We start from the raw sequence: 16,631 nt of genomic DNA on the forward strand, positions 1-16,631 counted from the left end.
TTTAATAGAAATCGAGGTTGCGGGCCTTGATGAAGAGGCCGAAACGGATCATGCTGACGAAATCCTGGTATTCGATCAGGCTTTCGGCCTGTCCCACGTACCACTGGAAGCCGAGGTACTGGTTGCTGTTTTTGCCTATTTTGAAAGCGAAATTGGTCTGCACCGATCCTTTCCATGACCAGGAGGCTCCCTTGCGGACGGTGATGTCGGTCACGATCCGTTCGTTGCGCAGGGGCAGCCACGTCACCTTCGCCTCTCCGTAGCCGACGTAGTCCATCAACCGGGGGTTGTCGCTGCGCCACGAGAAGGGAATCCAGCCCTTGACGGTCAGTTTCCAGTGGCTGTTGAACGAGGTGCTGTAAGCCAGCGAGACGAAGTTCCAGCTCCGGCTCCAGATGCTGTCGCGGCCGTTCGATTCGTGCTCGACCGTGAGGGAGAAGAAACCTTTCAGGCTGTTCTGGCAGAAGACGGGAACGGAGATGCCGATTCCCGGGTTGTAGTTCAGTTCGGTGAAGGGTTTCGAATTGCGGAAAATGTCCCAGAAGGCTTTCTGTGTGTAGGAGATGAACAGGTAGGAATCCAGCGGCAGTACGGCATTGGTGAGCCGCTGCCGGAAACTGATCTGGTACTTGACGTTCGAATTGAACTTGTCGGGCGTGTGGTTGGTGGGGCAGCCCACCACGGCGTAGTTGTCCTTGTAGATGGAGAAGGAGGGGGTGCGCTTGAGCTCGGAGAAGAGCGAATCGCGCGGCGTCCCGGCCGGCTGGGCCAGCGAAAGCGTACAACAGAGAAGGGCCGGAAGGAGCGGAAGGTATTTCATCGGAGGGATCGGATTTGACTTGGCAAAGTTAGGAAAAAAGAGTATATTTGTTCTGTCTTAATCTGTCCTAAAAGGAGGTTGTTATGGGTGAAACAGGCTGTTATACTTACCGGATCGAGCCGAGAGACGTGGATTTCACGCGGCAGGCGACGCTGATGGCGCTCGGCGACGACATTCTGCATGCGGCGGGCGAGGATGCCGACCGCAACGGGTTCGGGCTGCGCGTGCTGGGGGCGAACAACGCCTCGTGGGTGCTTTCCCGTTTCGCCGTGGAGATGGAGCGCCGTCCCGCACAGTACGAGAAACTGCGTGTGGAGACCTGGGTCGGCGACGTGAGCCGTCTGATGACCACCCGTAATTTCCGGGTGCTGGACGAGCAGGGGAACCGGATCGGTGCCGCGGTCAGCTATTGGGCGATGATCGACCTTTCGTCCCGCCAGCCGCTTGATCTGCGCAACAATCCGGACTACCTGAAAGCCGTGCGCGACGAGCCCTCCCCGATCGAGAAGCCGGGCCGTATCGCACGGGTCGAGCCTTCGCGGACGGAGGCGCACCGGGTCGTGTACAGCGACGTGGATTTCAACCGGCATGCCAACAGCATGAAATACCTGGAGTGGATGGTCGACATGCTCCCCGTGGAGTGGCACACGGAACGGGTGTGCCGCCGTTATACGCTCAACTTCATGCACGAAGCCCGCTACGGCGATCTTCTGGACATCTGTTTCGAGGATGCGCCCGTCTCCCTGTTCGAAGTCCGCAATGCGGAGGGGACGGCGCTCTGCCGTGCCTCGCTGGAGTGGAAATAGGCGTTCCCGCCCGGGCATGAACGGAATTTCTGCCGGACCATACCGGCGGCAGGATCGACATATATCGGAATCATGGAAAACAAAGAATCGACTATTCGCCTCATCTATCCGCAGTGGCAGGGCGGAATCGTGGACCGTTGGATGCCGGATATTCCGGCCGACGACGCATCGAGAGGATACTGGCTGGGCGCACAGTTGCTGAAAATGCTCGCCCCGGAGAGTGACCGGAAGACGGTCGAGGTACCCGTGTCGATGGATGTGGGTGACCGAAAGACGGAGAGAGGAATCAGTGCCCGCCGGGTTATCCTCGAACAGACGAAGACAGCCCTCGCGCTGCTGCGCGAAAACGCCCCGGGGCGGATCGTCACGCTCGGCGGTGAATGTTCTGTGAGTGTCGTCCCTTTTACGTATCTGATGGAAAGGTATCCGGACGACGTGGCCGTAATCTGGCTCGACGCACATCCGGATATCAACCTGCCCGGCGATGAGTACGAGGGGTATCATGCGATGGCCCTGACAGCTTGTCTCGGGATGGGCGACGAGGAGATCGTAGGTCTATTGCCGGGCCGGGCGGATGCTTCACGGGTGTTGATCGTGGGCTTGCGGGCATGGGAAGCGAACGGCGGAACGCGGGAACGTCAGCAGGTTTTCGGAATAAGAAGCCTCGCGCCGGCCGAGGTGGCCGCGGACAGCCGGGCCGTACTGGAGTGGTTGCGAGGTACCGGAGTCTCCCGGGTGGTCATCCATCTCGACCTGGATGTGCTCGATCCTGCAGAGATCGTCGCCGGAGTGGGGGTGGAGCCGGACGGTATGAAGATGGAACAGGTGGCGAGGGTCATCGAGGATGTGGCCGCTACGTACGACGTGGTTGGGCTCACGGTGGCCGAGCCGATGCCCCGGATTGCGATTAAAATCAGAAATTTGCTGGCTCGGTTGCCTTTGCTGAAGTAGTGAGGGGGAGGCGATGGCCTTCCCTGTTCCGTGTAATGAGGGATGCGGTATAAAAGGTCGGAATTTCCGCTGTATCGGAGAGTCTTCCGTCGCTGACGGGAGGGGCTGTCGATGCTTCTCGCTTTAATAATTTCACCCCCGTCAGAACGAACTCTGACGGGGGTGACGATCATTTTCGGGGATTTATTCGGAGGGTCCCCTTTGTCCGGAAGACCGTTTAGTATTTGAAAATCTTGCCTCCGGCGATAACCTCCTGATGCTCTTCGTCGAACTCTACGTACTGTTTCGTGCGCAGGGCGGCGTTGACCATGATGCAGGCGGTCGAGTGGTCGTAAGCGGCGCCGACGGGGGCGTTGGGCTGTTTGCGGCTGCGCACGCACTCCATCCAGTTTTGCATGTGGAGCGAGGTGAGCGGGTCGCCGCCCATATTCGCTTCGGAGGCTGCCTTGATGCCTTCCAGCTTGATTTCGGGCAGCTTGTTCTCCTTCAGGCCCATCTTTTCGGCATGGGCCTTGGTCAGGTAACCGTTCGAGGAGATCATGTTGGTGTCGAGGTTCAGCTCGCCGCCGTTCGAATAGTAGATCTCCTTCACACCGCCGGCCGAGTTGGTGAAACGCGAAGAGTAGAGCACCTGGAAACCCTTGTTGGGATCGTCCGTGGGACCGTAGTCCATCACGGCGGTCATGGTGTCGTAGTTGGTGCGTCCGTCTTTCCAGAGATAGATGTTGCCGTTCGCCGTCACGCTGCGCGGGTGGTGCAGGCCGGTGAACCAGTGCACGGTGTCGATCTGGTGAGCCATCCACTGTCCGGGAATACCCGACGAAAAGGGCCAGAACAGACGGTATTCGAGGTATTTGCGGGGATCGAAATCCTGATAGGGCCGGTTGCACAGGTAGCGCGTCCAGTCCAGATCCTCCTTCTTGCATTTGGGAACGAGGGTCGGCCTTCTCCAACGGTCGGGCTGATTGACGTTCCAGGTCATTTCGCACATCACGATGTCGCCGAACTTGCCGCTGCGGATGAAGTCGTTGGCTGCGTGGTAGTTCGGACCGCTGCGGCGCTGCGAGCCCATCTGGAAGATGACGCCGGCTTTCTCCACGGCCTTGCGGGCGGCGCGGTTGTCCTCCATCGTCTCGGCGAAGGGTTTTTCCACGTACATGTCACGGCCGGCTTCGGCGGCCTCGATGGCGTGCACGGCGTGCTGGAAGTCGGCGGTGGAGATGATGACCGCGTCGATGTCCTTATCCTTGTAAAGGGCCTCGTTATTGACGTACTGGCGCATCGAGTGGCCCAGTTTCCCTTCGAGATAACGTCCTCCCTCTTCGCGGCGCAGCTTCCAGATGTCGGATACGCCGACGATGTCGAAATTCAGTTTGTCTTTGTGGTTGAGGAAGCAGGGCAGCAGCGTGGCGCGGAAACGGTCGGAAAAGCCGACTACACCCACGTTCACGCGGTCGTTTGCACCCTTGACCCGTGCATAGCTCTTGTTGCTCAGGGCAACGCCGCCCAGCATCAGCCCGGCGGAGGCGAGACCTGCCTGTTTGATGAAGTCTCTTCTTGTGATCTTGCTCATGTTCTTACGGTTAGTTTGACTATCTTAGAGTTCCTTGATTTTGATGTTCTTGAACGAAACCTTTTTCCCGTGGTCCTGCAGCAGGATGTATCCCTCTTCGGCCATGCCGAAACCGTCGCGCTTGCTGAACTTGCTGCGGGCCACGCCCTCTTTCCACTGCTGGCTGCCGCGTTCGTACTCCAGGATTTTCTTGCCGTTGAGGTAGTGGGTCACCCGGTTGCCGTTCACCACGATGCGGGCCGTGTTCCACTCGCCGGCTTTGGCCGGGGTTTTGATCTCGGCGGGGAAGATGTCGTAGAGCGCTCCCAGCTGCCGGTTGCCGTCGTGTCCCAGCTTGGCATCGGGATGAAGCAGGTTGTCCAGCACCTGGTATTCGCAGGCCACGTTCGAGATTTTACCGCTCTTGTCCTCGGTGATGAAATACTTGATGCCGCTGTTGGCGCCGTCCGTGTAGAGGAAATCGACCGAGAGTTCGAAGTTCTTGTACTTGCGGTCGGTGACGATGTCGCCCACTGACGTCTTGTTGTTATTGTCGGCGATGGTGAGCGTGCCGTTTTCCACGGTCCAGCCGGTCGCAGGCACAGGACCGCCCTTGATGCTTTTCCATCCGTTTTTGCTCTTTCCGTCCCAGAGCAGTTTCCACCCCTGTTTCTGTTCCTTCGTGGTCAGCGTGTTGTCCGCTCCCTTTCCTTTTGCCGAGGCTCCGGCGCACAGAAGCGTGCACAGGGTGACCACGGCGATGCGTTTCAGATTCATGATCGGTGTTTACTTTGAATGATTAACGTATGAAAGCCCGTTTTATTTCCGGGCGGTGTTCTTTTTCAGATTGGCCAGGGCCGGAGCGAGCTGCTTGTCGAAGTCCGTCCATTTGCATTCGATCGAGAGGCCGCCTTTGTAGCCGATTTTGTTCAGCGCGTCGTAATAGGGCGTCAGGTCTTCGCCGTTGGTGCCCGGGGCCGCGCGGTCGGTCTTCTCCGCTACGTGGCAGTGTTTGATGTATTTGGCTCCCCTGACGATCGCTTCGGGACCTTCGTTCTCCTGAAGCATGTGGTAGATGTCGGCCAGGCACTGGATGTTGGGATGGCCTACCTTCTTGACGATCTTCACACCCTCTCCTACCGTGTTGAGGAAGTTGCATTCGCCGCTGCGGAGCGGTTCCAGCACGACGGTCACGTCGTATTTCCCGGCGATCGGACCCATCTTTTTCAGCAGGGAGACGAACTGGTCCGTCGCTTCCGCATGGCTGAAACCTTCGGGGACCTGACGGGCGCCGCCGCTGCCGAATACGATGTAGGAGATACCGGCCTGCTGCGCACGGCGGAAGGCTGTTTCGGCCCATTTCAAGGCGGCTTCGTGGTCGGCTGCGGGACCGGTCACCTTGATCGTGCCGGGCAGGAAACCGTTGCAGGAGCGGATGGGCAGCGGGGAGGCTTTGGCTGCGGCCAAATTGGCGGCGAACTCGGCATCCGGTTTGCCGGGGATGAGGAAGCGCCCCACGCTCTCTTCGATGAACTGGGCGCCGGCCTCCTTGGCCTTCTGTGCGTTCTGGACATTGGTGCAGACTCCCAGTTTGATCTGGGCCGTGACCGTGCCCGTTCCCACCAGAAGAGCCGCCAGAACGGCCAGATTTTTCAGATTTTTCATATTAGGGTAGATTTAAGGTTTGAAAAATGCGTAAAAAAGGCGAAACAAATCTAATGAAAAAAAACGGAACGGGCAAGGGCGTTCGCCCGTTTTGTTCTTCAGAACCCGAATTTTACGGGCCGTGTGTCCGTAAACCGATAAAATTGTCTACTTTAGTGGCGGAATCGGAGGGTTTCCGGCCATGCCGGTTCCGGACAGAACGAAATATCGAACGATGAATAATAGAATAGTGAAAATCCTTGCGTTGTCGCTCCTGTTTTCCGGTCTGTTCCTGCAGGCCCTGCCGCAGGAGAATCCCGTGTCGTGGCGGTTTTCGGCGCGGCCGGCCGGGGAGGGTGTGTTCGAGGCGGTTTTCGAGGCCGACATCCGTCCTCCTTATCACATGTACGATCTGGGGCCGTACGAGGCGTTCGGACCCAATGCCACGCTCTTTACGTTCGAACCTTCCGACGGACTGGTGCTCGAGGGCGGGGTCTATCCTTTCGCCGAGCCGCAGCGGGTGGACGATCCGGTGTTCGGCATGGAGATCGGCTACTATGCCGGGAAAGCGGTTTTCGGCCAGAAGGTGCGGCTGACGGCGGCTTCGGCCGTGCTGAAGGGTAACGTGGAGTGGATGGTCTGCGACGAGACGACCTGCCTGCCTCCCGCCGACGAGGATTTTGAGGTGAGGATCGGTCCGGCAGAGCCGGAAGCGGCTTCCTCCGCCCGTGCGCCCGGAAATACGGGAAGTCTGTGGGGAACGGTGGTCGAGGCGGTCCTCTGGGGGCTGGCCGCGCTGCTCACCCCGTGCGTCTTCCCGATGGTGCCCATGACGGTCTCCTTCTTCCTGAAAGGGAACGAACGGAAGGGGCGCGGACGTTTCCGGGCGCTGATGTACGGCGTTTTCATCGTGGCGCTCTATACGTTGCCGATCGCCGCGATCATTCTGGTGACACGGGTCGTGGGAGGCGATGCCGTGACGGCCGACATCTTCAACTGGCTGGCTACGCATTGGCTGCCCAACGTGATTTTCTTCCTCGTGTTCATGGTCTTCGCCGCATCGTTTTTCGGCGCCTTCGAAATCACGATGCCCAGCCGGCTGGTCAATCGGAGCGACCGGGGCGCCGACCGGGGCGGACTGGGTGGCCTCTTTTTCATGGCCCTGACGCTGGTGCTGGTGTCGTTTTCCTGTACGGGGCCCATCGTAGGGTCGGTGCTCATCAAATCGACCGCCGGCGAGTTCTGGGAGCCGATCGTCACCATGTTCGCCTTTTCGGTGGCGTTCGCCCTGCCGTTCACGCTCTTCGCCTTTTTCCCCTCCCTGCTGAAAAATCTGCCCAAAAGCGGCGGATGGCTCAATTCGGTGAAGGTGGTGCTGGGTTTCGTGGAGGTGGCGCTGGGCCTCAAGTTCCTCAGCGTGGCGGACCAGACCTATCACTGGGGCATTCTCGACCGCGAGGTCTATCTGGCCGTCTGGATCGTCGTTTTCGCCCTGCTGGGATTTTATCTGCTGGGTAAGCTGCGGTTCGCGCACGACAGCGAGGTGAAGCATATCGGCGTGTTCCGGCTGCTGCTGGCGATCGTCACCTTCAGCTTCGTGGTCTATCTCCTGCCGGGCATGTTCGGCGCCCCGCTCAAGGGGCTGGCGGGTTACCTGCCTCCGATGCACACGCAGGATTTCGTGCTGCTGGGCGGAACGGCGGACAGGAGTGCGGCGCCGTCCGGTGCGGCTGTCGGGAGTGCGGGAACGAAAGGGCCTAAATACGGCGATTTCCTCCATCTGCCCCATGGATTGCAGGGTTTCTTCGACTTCGAAGAGGGGATGGCCCATGCCCGCGAGGTCGGCAAGCCCGTGCTGGTCGATTTCACGGGGCACGGCTGCGTGAACTGCCGCGAGATGGAGGCCCGGGTGTGGTCGGCGCCGGAGGTGCTCTCCCTGCTGCGGGACGATTACGTGATTATAGCCCTCTATTCCGATGATAAGAAGCAGCTGCCCGAGAGCGACTGGGTAACCACCGAAAGCGGCAAGGTGCTCAAAAGTCTCGGCAAGATCAATTCCTATTTCGCACGCACGCGCTACGGGGTCAACGCCCAGCCCTGCTATCTGCTGCTGGACGACCGCGGGGAGCTGCTGGTGCCGCCGCGGGGCTACGATCTGAGCGTGCCCGGTTTCGCCGCGTTCCTGGAGAGCGGGATCGCGGCCTGGGAGGCCCGTAAAAACGGAAAATTATGATTTCGGTCGTCGTACCCGTCTATAACCGTCCCCGCGAGGCGGAGGAGCTGCTCGACAGCCTCGTCCGCCAGAGCCGCGGGGGATTCGAGGTGGTCCTTGTCGAAGACGGTTCGCAGGTGGATTCGCGGGCCGTGGCGGAGCGATATGCCGGCCGGCTCGACGTGTCGTATTACGTGAAGGAGAACGGGGGGCCCGGTCCGGCCCGCAATTACGGGGCGGACCGGGCGAAGGGCGATTTCCTGGTTTTCCTCGATTCGGACTGCATCGCCCCTCCGTCTTACATGGAGGCCGTTTCGCGTGCGGTGGAGGCCGGTGTGCGGGCATTCGGCGGGCCCGACCGGGCCGACGAGCGGTTTACTCCCATGCAGAAGGCCGTGAGCTATTCGATGACCTCTTTTTTTACCACGGGGGGTATCCGGGGCGGAAAGCATAAGCTCGACCGTTTCATTCCCCGCAGTTTCAACATGGGAGTGGCCCGCGACCTGTTCGAGCGGGTGGGAGGATTCGCCTCCATGCGTTTCGGGGAGGACATCGACCTCAGCATGCGGATCATTGCGGCGGGTGGGGAGCCCCGTCTGCTGCCTGAGGCGGCGGTTTGCCACAAGCGGCGGACGAGCCTGCGCTCCTTCTTCCGGCAGGTCTATTTTTCGGGTGTGGCCCGGATCAACCTGACGAAACGGCATCCCGGTTCGCTCAAGGCGGTGCACCTGCTGCCGGCGGCTTTCACGGTGGGATCGTTGCTTTGTCTGGGGCTGGCGTTCGTCCGTCCGGCTTTCCTGCTGCCGCTGGGTTTGGCTGCGCTGGTCTGGTGTGCCGATTCCTCGCTGCGCAACCGCAGCCTGAGGGTGGGGCTGCTTTCGGCCGCCACTTCGTTCGTGCAGTTGTGGGGCTATGGAATCGGTTTTTTGACCGGTGCCTGGAAACGTCTCGTGCTGAAACGGACGGAGGCGGAGACTTACCGGACGAATTTTTTCTGAGCGGGGGCTGTCCGTACCGGAACCGGTAAATGCACGGGAGGGGCCGAAATTCTTTTCGGCCCCTCCCGCATATTCCGTACCTTGACAGGGTTATTTTTTGATGTTGGGCAGTTGCAGTCCGTAATGCTTGATCGCGTCTTCGCGGCGCAGGAGCAGAGCGAAGACGATGGACAGGATGCCGAAGCAGGTGAAGATCAGCATCGGCAGCGTGTAATCGTAGGCGGGTTTTCCGTCCACGAAGCCTGTGATGCAGTATTTGTCGAGCACCTTGCCGATCAGGTACGGAACGCCCATCAGGCCCCAGTTCTGAATCCAGAAAATGAGGGCGTAGGCCGTGCCCAGTTTGTTTTCGGGAATGATTTTGGGGACCGAAGGCCACATGGCCGAGGGTACCAGCGAGAAGGCGATTCCCAGCAGGATCATCAGTACGAGGGCTATGATCCAATAGTCGAGCCCCGGGATGGAGAACATGGCGTGGATGAAGACCAGCATCACGGCGCCGATCAGCATGATGCCCGCTCCGTGTCCCTTGCGGTCGTACAGGTTGCCGAAGAAGGGGGTCAGCAGGATCGTCCCGAAGGGAAGGATCGAGGGAATCAGACCCGACAGCTCCTGGGAGATGCCGAATTTGTTGATCATCAGACTGGGGGCGTATTTCAGGAAGGGGAACACGGCCGAGTAGAAGAGCACGCAGAGGATGGCGATGTACCAGAACCCTTTGATCCTGATGATTGAGAAGATGTCCGAAAAACGGAAGGGCTCCTCGGCCTCCGTCTCCTCTTCCGCCCGCTCGGCGTCGAGCCTGCGGTCCATCACCACGAAGACCATGAACGAGAGGAATCCGATGCAGAGCAACAGCAGGCCCATCAGCACGGGCATGCTGATCGACCCTCCGAACGCCTTGCACAGCAGCGGCGTGACACCGATGGCCAGTCCCGTTCCGATCCGCGCGCAGGCCATCTCCAGTCCCATGGCCAGCGCCATTTCCTTTCCCTTGAACCACTTGACGATGATCTTGGAGACCGTGATGCCCGCGATTTCGATCCCTACGCCGAACAGGGCGAAGCCGAACGAGGCCACGAGCAGCGGATAGCCCCAGTCCGACCCGAAGAGACGCACCGTGGCACCCCCGAAGTCGTGCGAGACGCCGAACCACTTGATCGCCACGCCCAGCACCATGATTCCGGCCGCCATGAGGCCCGTGAAGCGGACGCCCATCCGGTCGAGGATCATGCCGCCGAAGATGAGCATCAGCAGGAATACGTTGAACCAGCCGTAGGCACTGGTGAACGTGCCGTATTCGTCGCCGCTCCAGCCCAGTCCGCCGAGGTTCACGGGGCTCTGGAGCAGGTCCTGCAGCGGAGCCATCATGTCGGTGATGAAGTAGCCGCACAGCATGGTGAAGGCCACCAGTCCCAGTACGAACCAGCGGGCCGTGGCCGACTCGCTGATCTTCTTTTGAATTTTTGCTACCATTTATTTAATCGTTTGAGTTGTAGTCGCTATTCCCCGTCCTCCGACCCGGCGAATCTTTTGAGCACCGGATAGGCCTCCTGGATGCCCATTTCGCCCGCCTTGCTCAGGTCGAGGCACCCTTTGCGGGTATCCTTCATGTATATCTGTACCAGCCCCCGGTTGAAGTAGGCCTCGGCGAAGTTGGGATTGAGTTCCAGCGCTTTGGTGTAGTCGTCGAACGCCTCCGGCAGATTGCCCGAAAGAGCCTGCAGGTTGGCCCGGTTGTAATAGATGTGGGCGAAGTCCGGAAGCAGTTTGGCCGCCTTGTTCAGGTCGGCGATCGCCTCGTCGTAGTTGTACGTGCGCCGGGAGTTGTTCTTGAGCCGGTTCACGGGATCGGCGTCGATCGTGATGCGCTGGTAGTTGTTGTCGATCGAGGAGATGAAGTCGATCATTTCGCTGCGCGTGGTGCTCCGGTTCAGGTAGAGGAACGGATTGGTCGGGTTGCGCTCGATGGCCGCCGAGTAGAAGTTCACCGAATTGGTGTACTGGCGGATCAGCCCCTGCGTGACGGCCCGTTCGAAGAGCAGGTGCCAGTCCGTATTGCCTGCGTCGATCCGTGCGGCCAGCCGGCGGTCCATGGCCACCAGCGAGTCGGGCGACAACGAACTGCTCCGGTTGGTGAGCCTCAGCAGCGGATTGTCGATCTCCGCGAGGAAGTCCTCCGCGCGCTGTACGTAATAGCGCTGCGGGTCGATCGTGGTGGTCGAATCCGGCTCCGTGAGGGTGAACTTGAACAGGGGCAGCAGCGTGACGTTGTCCGTGCGGTTGCCGATCCGGCCGAACCGGCTGCCCGAGAACTTGTTGTCGAAGGAGAGGAGCTGGTTGAACTTGCGGCTGGTGTCGGCATAGACCGAAAAGGTGCTGTCGTTGAGCTTCGAGCGGTATTCGGCGATCTTCTTTTCGGCGAAATTGCGGTCCTGTTTCGCCCCCTTGGTGTCCTTCATCATGTAGCGCAGGTGGGCCCGGTTGAGGTAGGCGTTGGCGAAATCGGGATAGAGTTCGATCGCCTTCGAGTAGTCGTCGATGGCGCTGGGGTAGTCGCCGAGCTGGGTGTAGAGCAGCGCCCGGTTGAAGTAGACCAGCACGTTGCCCGGCGAATACTCCGCCACGCGGTTGTAGTCGTCCAGCGCCCGGTTGTAGTCGCCGATCTGCGACCGGATGATGGCCCGGTTGAAGTAGGTGAGCGAGTTGGTCGAGTCGAGTTCGATCACCCGGTCGAAGTCTTCGAGCGCCTGCATCGGTTTTTTCGTGTTGGCGTAGACGAGCGCGCGGTTGAAGAACGAGACGGTGTAGGCGGAGTCGCAGGTGATCGCCTTGTTGAAGTCCTCCAGTGCCAGATCGTATTTCCCTTCGGCCATGTAGAGCCCCCCCCGGCGGTTGTAGCCGTCCGGGCTCTCACGGTTGGTGCGGATCGCCGTGTTGTAGTCCTCGAACGCCCTCACCGTGTCTTTCAGGAAGAGGTAGCTCGTTCCCCGGTTGATGTAGGCGTCGGCCACCTTGTTTTCGTGGCGGATGAACATGTCGAAGTCGGCGATGGCCTCCTCGTACTGCTGGCTCAGCAGGTAGGTGACGCCCCGGCTGTAATAGGGGCCGGGCAGGTCGGGCCGCAGGTTGATCGCCTCCCGGAAGTCGTTCAGCGCGTCGTCGTAATTGCCCAGCCGCGAGCGGGTGATGGCCCGGTACTGGTAGGCCATCGTGAAGACGGGATTTTTCTCGATGGCCAGCGAAAAGTCCATCTCGGCGCCCAGCAGGTCGTCGAGGTTGTATTTGGCGATGCCGCGCAGGAAGTAACCTTCGTGCGCACCCGGATCGACCTTCAGCAGGATGTTGAGCGTCTCGATGGCGTCCTGGTAGCGGTTGTCGATGAGCATGCCCCGGCCCACCCAGAAGAAATACTCTTTGTTTAGCTGTGCATACCCCTTCTGGCCTGCCAGAGAGCACAGGCCCAGCAGGAATACGATGACCGCTTTGCGCATGAAAGACGTATGGTGAGATGTAAACGACATTTTCAGACCGCTAATATAACATAAACTATCGAAATAACCGCTTTATTGTTTCCTGCTTTTGTGCGAAACCCCGTTTGTTGATTAAATGGGGATAACATTTTCGGGCTTATTTTAGGGACTTACCGAAAAAAAACGTAATTTTGACAGCAATTTGTGTTTTAACCGAACGTGAAATTTAATACCTATCCGATGAAAAAAGTAGATGTCGTGCTCGGTCTGCAATGGGGCGACGAAGGCAAGGGGAAGGTGGTCGACGTGCTGACCCCGAAATATCAGGTGATCGCCCGGTTCCAGGGCGGCCCCAATGCGGGCCACTCCCTCCATTTCAGCGACAGAAGCTACGTACTGCATACGATCCCCTCCGGTATTTTCCGCGACGGCTCGGTCAATGTCATCGGCAACGGCGTGGTGATCGATCCCGTGATCCTTTCGCAGGAGATCGCCGAGCTCGAAGCCAGCGGCGTGGATGTGGCCTCGAAACTTCTCGTCTCCAGGAAGGCCCATCTGATTCTGCCCACCCACCGGATGCTCGACGCCGCCTCGGAGGCGGCCAAGGGCGGTGCCAAGATCGGTTCGACCCTCAAGGGAATCGGCCCGACCTATATGGACAAGACGGGGCGCAACGGCCTGCGCGTGGGAGACATCCTCTCGCCGGAGTTCCCCGAGCGTTACCGCAAGCTCCGGGAGAAGCACGAACACATGCTGAAACAGTACGATTTCCGGTACGATATCGCCGAGTACGAACGCGAATGGTTCGCCGGTATCGAGAACCTCAAACGATTCCGTCTGGTGGAGAGCGAATATGCCGTCAACCGTTTCGTCGAGGAGAACAAGGCCGTGCTGGCCGAAGGGGCGCAGGGCTCGATGCTCGACATAGACTTCGGTACCTATCCGTTCGTCACCTCGTCCAATACCTTGTGCGCGGGTGTTTGCACCGGTCTGGGTGTGGCCCCGAGCCGGATCGGCAACGTGTACGGTATTTTCAAGGCATACTGTACCCGCGTGGGCAGCGGTCCGTTTCCGACGGAACTGTTCGACGGCGACGGGGAGAAGCTGCGCGAGATCGGCCGCGAGTTCGGCGCCACGACGGGACGGCCGCGCCGCTGCGGCTGGCTCGACATGGTGGCCCTGAAATATTCGGTGATGATGAACGGAGTCACGGGCCTTATCATGATGAAGGCCGATGTGATGAACGATTTCGACACGATCCGGGTGGCTACGGCCTACAAGGTGGACGGCGTGGAGACCTCCGAATTCCCCTTTGAGACCGGCGGGAAGATCGAACCTGTCTACAAGGATTTCAAAGGGTGGAAATGCAATATCAACAATATCCGCAGGTACGAGGATTTCCCGGCCGAACTGAAAACCTACGTTGAATATATCGAACGCGAGACGGGAGTGCCCGTGGTGATCATCTCCGTGGGTCCCGACCGCGAGGAGACGATCGTTCGCTAATCCCGGCCCTTTGCAGGGCCGCCGTCGACCGTGCCGTATGAGATTTACGATCCTGTTGAACCTTTTTCTGCTGTTGTCCTGTGCGGGTTCCGCCCGTCCGGGATACGATCTGGTCATCGTCGGGGGAACTCCCGGGGGAATCATGGCCGCCATCGCCGCCGCCCGCGAAGGGAAAAGTTCCGTTATTCTGGAGCGCACTTCCCATATCGGCGGGCTTCCTGTCAACGGTCTGGGAGCGACCGACATCAATACCCGGGCGGCCACGACAGGCCTGTTCCGCGAGTTCGTGGAGAACGTGCGCCGGTATTATGCCGATAAGTACGGACCCGATTCGCAGCAGGTGAAGGATTGCAGCGGCGGATTCCATTTCGAGCCTTCCGTGGCCGGCCGGGTGTTCGACCGTATGCTGTCCGGATACCGGGGGCGGATCGACGTGTTCACCCTGCGTCAGTTCGACTGCGACCCCGCCAACGTGGAGATGGAGGACGACCGGATACTGGGCGTTCGCGTCACCGACCGGGCTACGGGACGGAGCGAAACGTACCGGGGCCGGGTGTTCCTGGACGCCACGTACGAAGGCGATCTGGGAGCGGCCGCAGGCGTGCCTTTCCGGGTGGGCCGCGAGGGGCGCGACGAATTCGGCGAGCCGGGTGCGGGCCGTATCTACAAGTATTGGAGCGGTCCCGTGGCCGAGGGAAGCGACGGGATGGGCGACAATGCCGTGCAGGCCTACAACTACCGTCTCTGCCTGACCGACGATCCGGCCAACCGGGTGCGGGTCGAAAAACCGAAGAACTACAACCGGGAAGAGTATCTTTCCCTTGTCGAGGATGTCTGGACGGGGCGCAATACCCATGTCTCGTTCAGGAAGGTGACGCCGGAGATGATGGAGGAGAACCGCCGGGCGATCGGAGCGGGCGGAGAGACGGGAATTCCCGGCGACAAGTGGGGTATCGCCAAGATTACCAATATGGTGACCCTGCCCAACCGGAAAACCGATGCCAACAATCAGCATCTGGCCCTGATTTCGACCGACCTGCCGGAGGAGAACTGGCCCTGGCCCACCTCGTCGTGGGAGTGGAGGGACCGTTTCGCCGGCCGGCTGCGCGATTATACGCTGGGGCTCATCTGGTTCGCTCAGAACGACGAGGCGCTGCCGGAACACTTCCGCGAGGCTGCGTCGCGGTGGGGGCTGGCGGCGGACGAATATATCGACAACGGCCATTTCCCGCGTCAGGTCTACGTGCGCGAGGGACGCCGTTTCGAGGGAGTTTATTTTTTTACAGCGAAAGACGCCCTGCCCGTGGCGGATGGCCAGCGGCCCCCGGTCCACGCGGAGAGCGTGACGGCCAGTCACTATTCGCTTGATTCGCACGCCGTGCGCAAGCGCGAGAAGGGGCGGGTGCATCTGGACGGCTTTTTCGGCATTACGGACGCCCGGGTCTATACCGTCCCCTACGGAGTGATGGTGCCCCGGCAGGTGGACAACCTGCTGCTGCCCGTTCCCGTGTCGGGTTCGCACGTGGGATTCTCCACCCTGCGGATGGAACCCTGCTGGATGGCGCTGGGCCAGGCTGCGGGCATCGCATCCTCGCTGGCCATCGACTGCGGGCTGAAGGTGCGCAACGTCGATGTGAGACGGCTGCAGGAGAAGCTGATCGGACAGAAAGCCACGTTGATCTATTATGAAGATGTGACCCCGGAAGACGATGCGTTCGAGATGGTGCAGGTGCTGGGGTTGGCCGGATATTTGCCCGGATGGGAGGCCCGGCTGTCGGAGGCGGTGAGCCGTGCCGACCTGGAGGCGTGGAGAAAGCGCAGCAGGTTGGCGCTGGAGGCCGAAGCGGGCCGCACTCCGCGCGGAGAGGTGTTGGAAGAGATATACAGAAGAGGAACGGAAGGCCGTTCCGCGAGACAATAGCGATTTTAAAATGTGAAAGAAGATGAAAACGACGAAATTTTCCGTGATCGTTCTGCTGGCTGCCCTCCTTTCGGTGACGGGCTGTTCCACCATGAGCCGCACCGGGAAGGGTGCATTGTACGGTACGGGCGGCGGTGCCGCGCTGGGTGCCGGTATCGGGGCATTGGCCGGAGGCGGTAAGGGCGCAGCGATCGGAGCGGCCATCGGTGCCGGTGTGGGTGCCGGAGCCGGGGCGCTGATCGGCCGCCGGATGGATAAGCAGAAGGCCGAGCTGGAGAAAATCCAGGGGGCTCAGGTGGAGATGGTGAAGGACAGCAACAACCTGCAGGCCATCAAGGTGACCTTCAACGACAAGATTCTTTTCGCCACCGGCAAGAGCGACCTGAGTCAGGCATCGCGCGATGCGCTCGTGCGTTTCGCCGTCTCGTTGCAGAATGCTCCCGACACGGATATAACCATTTACGGGCATACCGACAACACGGGCAGCCGGGCCGTGAACGAACGTCTTTCGCAGGAGCGTGCGCAGGCCGTGGCCAATGTGCTGATGGGGCAGGGCGTGAGCAGTAAACGGATGATCGTCAAGGGGCTCGCCTACGACTCTCCCGTGGCCGACAACTCCACCGAGGCGGGGCGTGCCGCCAACCGTCGCGTGGAGATTTTCATCACGGCCAGTGAAGAGACGATCCGCCAGGCCGAGGCCGGAACCCTGAAATAGAACCTGAAAACATCTAAACCATACTTTTTAATA

At 60.0% G+C, this 16,631-nt stretch carries 13 protein-coding genes; 7 read left to right on the forward strand and 6 right to left on the reverse strand.

Going from position 1 to position 16,631, the window contains the following annotated elements:
• Position 1: 1 nt before the first annotated feature.
• On the reverse strand, positions 2 to 820 hold the full coding sequence (locus INF32_RS00700) for a phospholipase A (protein WP_226386496.1): 819 nt from the start codon (positions 818 to 820) through the stop codon (positions 2 to 4).
• Between the two features lie 83 nt (positions 821 to 903).
• Here INF32_RS00700 and INF32_RS00705 point away from each other — a divergent pair, with 83 nt between their 5' ends.
• Together INF32_RS00705 and INF32_RS00710 are read left to right on the forward strand one after the other, a co-directional pair.
• Complete coding sequence (locus tag INF32_RS00705; RefSeq protein ID WP_226386497.1) at positions 904 to 1,626, forward strand: acyl-[acyl-carrier-protein] thioesterase; 723 nt, start codon at positions 904 to 906, stop codon at positions 1,624 to 1,626.
• Positions 1,627 to 1,698: 72 nt separating this feature from the next.
• Positions 1,699 to 2,577, forward strand: coding sequence for an arginase family protein (locus INF32_RS00710; RefSeq protein WP_226386498.1), 879 nt, complete (start codon positions 1,699 to 1,701; stop codon positions 2,575 to 2,577).
• 217 nt (positions 2,578 to 2,794) lie between these two features.
• Here the strand turns inward: INF32_RS00710 and INF32_RS00715 are convergent, their stop codons facing one another.
• From INF32_RS00715 to INF32_RS00725, 3 genes are read right to left on the reverse strand one after another with little or no spacing between them, the layout of a single operon-like run.
• A complete protein-coding gene (locus INF32_RS00715) occupies positions 2,795 to 4,150 on the reverse strand; it encodes a Gfo/Idh/MocA family oxidoreductase (protein WP_226386499.1) in 1,356 nt (451 codons plus the stop codon).
• Positions 4,151 to 4,174: 24 nt separating this feature from the next.
• The gene (locus INF32_RS00720) at positions 4,175 to 4,906 is read right to left on the reverse strand and encodes a 3-keto-disaccharide hydrolase (protein WP_226386500.1); all 732 of its coding nucleotides are present in this window, start codon (positions 4,904 to 4,906) and stop codon (positions 4,175 to 4,177) included.
• Positions 4,907 to 4,948: 42 nt separating this feature from the next.
• Positions 4,949 to 5,794, reverse strand: a complete 846-nt coding sequence (locus INF32_RS00725; protein ID WP_226386501.1) for a sugar phosphate isomerase/epimerase family protein — start codon at positions 5,792 to 5,794, stop codon at positions 4,949 to 4,951.
• Between the two features lie 214 nt (positions 5,795 to 6,008).
• On the opposite strand from INF32_RS00725, the gene INF32_RS00730 reads away from it, so the two are divergent.
• Both INF32_RS00730 and INF32_RS00735 read left to right on the forward strand, forming a co-directional pair.
• Positions 6,009 to 8,006, forward strand: a complete 1,998-nt coding sequence (locus INF32_RS00730; protein WP_226386502.1) for a protein-disulfide reductase DsbD family protein — start codon at positions 6,009 to 6,011, stop codon at positions 8,004 to 8,006.
• Positions 8,000 to 8,983: a glycosyltransferase gene (locus INF32_RS00735; RefSeq protein WP_226388074.1), complete on the forward strand. Its 984-nt coding sequence runs from the start codon at positions 8,000 to 8,002 to the stop codon at positions 8,981 to 8,983. The genes INF32_RS00730 and INF32_RS00735 overlap by 7 nt, the downstream gene beginning before the upstream one ends.
• Before the next feature lie 90 nt (positions 8,984 to 9,073).
• On the opposite strand, the gene INF32_RS00740 is transcribed toward INF32_RS00735, so the two are convergent.
• Entirely contained in the window at positions 9,074 to 10,459 is a 1,386-nt protein-coding gene (locus INF32_RS00740; RefSeq protein WP_226386503.1) for an MFS transporter, read from the reverse strand.
• Between the two features lie 26 nt (positions 10,460 to 10,485).
• A complete protein-coding gene (locus tag INF32_RS00745; protein ID WP_226386504.1) occupies positions 10,486 to 12,477 on the reverse strand; it encodes a tetratricopeptide repeat protein in 1,992 nt (663 codons plus the stop codon).
• 219 nt (positions 12,478 to 12,696) lie between these two features.
• Between INF32_RS00745 and INF32_RS00750 the strand changes: the two genes are divergently transcribed.
• From INF32_RS00750 to INF32_RS00760, 3 genes are read left to right on the forward strand one after another with little or no spacing between them, the layout of a single operon-like run.
• Positions 12,697 to 13,962 (forward strand): adenylosuccinate synthase, encoded by a 1,266-nt coding sequence (locus INF32_RS00750; protein WP_226386505.1) that lies wholly within the window; start codon positions 12,697 to 12,699, stop codon positions 13,960 to 13,962.
• Positions 13,963 to 13,999: 37 nt separating this feature from the next.
• Positions 14,000 to 15,883: an FAD-dependent oxidoreductase gene (locus tag INF32_RS00755; RefSeq protein ID WP_226386506.1), complete on the forward strand. Its 1,884-nt coding sequence runs from the start codon at positions 14,000 to 14,002 to the stop codon at positions 15,881 to 15,883.
• Positions 15,884 to 15,905: 22 nt separating this feature from the next.
• On the forward strand, positions 15,906 to 16,598 hold the full coding sequence (locus tag INF32_RS00760; protein ID WP_226386507.1) for an OmpA family protein: 693 nt from the start codon (positions 15,906 to 15,908) through the stop codon (positions 16,596 to 16,598).
• The last annotated feature ends 33 nt before the right edge of the window (positions 16,599 to 16,631 follow it).

Source organism: Gallalistipes aquisgranensis, from assembly GCF_014982715.1.
Taxonomy (GTDB): Bacteria; Bacteroidota; Bacteroidia; order Bacteroidales; family Rikenellaceae; genus Gallalistipes; species Gallalistipes aquisgranensis.

Bases quoted from the DNA above. Each gene is read 5' to 3' on its own strand.
- INF32_RS00710 (WP_226386498.1), top strand. From the start codon at position 1,699: ATGGAAAACAAAGAATCGACTATTCGCCTCATCTATCCGCAGTGGCAG.
- INF32_RS00755 (WP_226386506.1), top strand. From the start codon at position 14,000: ATGAGATTTACGATCCTGTTGAACCTTTTTCTGCTGTTGTCCTGTGCG.
- INF32_RS00725 (WP_226386501.1), bottom strand. From the start codon at position 5,794: ATGAAAAATCTGAAAAATCTGGCCGTTCTGGCGGCTCTTCTGGTGGGA.
- INF32_RS00720 (WP_226386500.1), bottom strand. From the start codon at position 4,906: ATGAATCTGAAACGCATCGCCGTGGTCACCCTGTGCACGCTTCTGTGC.
- INF32_RS00700 (WP_226386496.1), bottom strand. From the start codon at position 820: ATGAAATACCTTCCGCTCCTTCCGGCCCTTCTCTGTTGTACGCTTTCG.
- INF32_RS00760 (WP_226386507.1), top strand. From the start codon at position 15,906: ATGAAAACGACGAAATTTTCCGTGATCGTTCTGCTGGCTGCCCTCCTT.
- INF32_RS00750 (WP_226386505.1), top strand. From the start codon at position 12,697: ATGAAAAAAGTAGATGTCGTGCTCGGTCTGCAATGGGGCGACGAAGGC.
- INF32_RS00740 (WP_226386503.1), bottom strand. From the start codon at position 10,459: ATGGTAGCAAAAATTCAAAAGAAGATCAGCGAGTCGGCCACGGCCCGC.
- INF32_RS00730 (WP_226386502.1), top strand. From the start codon at position 6,009: ATGAATAATAGAATAGTGAAAATCCTTGCGTTGTCGCTCCTGTTTTCC.
- INF32_RS00705 (WP_226386497.1), top strand. From the start codon at position 904: ATGGGTGAAACAGGCTGTTATACTTACCGGATCGAGCCGAGAGACGTG.
- INF32_RS00745 (WP_226386504.1), bottom strand. From the start codon at position 12,477: ATGCGCAAAGCGGTCATCGTATTCCTGCTGGGCCTGTGCTCTCTGGCA.
- INF32_RS00715 (WP_226386499.1), bottom strand. From the start codon at position 4,150: ATGAGCAAGATCACAAGAAGAGACTTCATCAAACAGGCAGGTCTCGCC.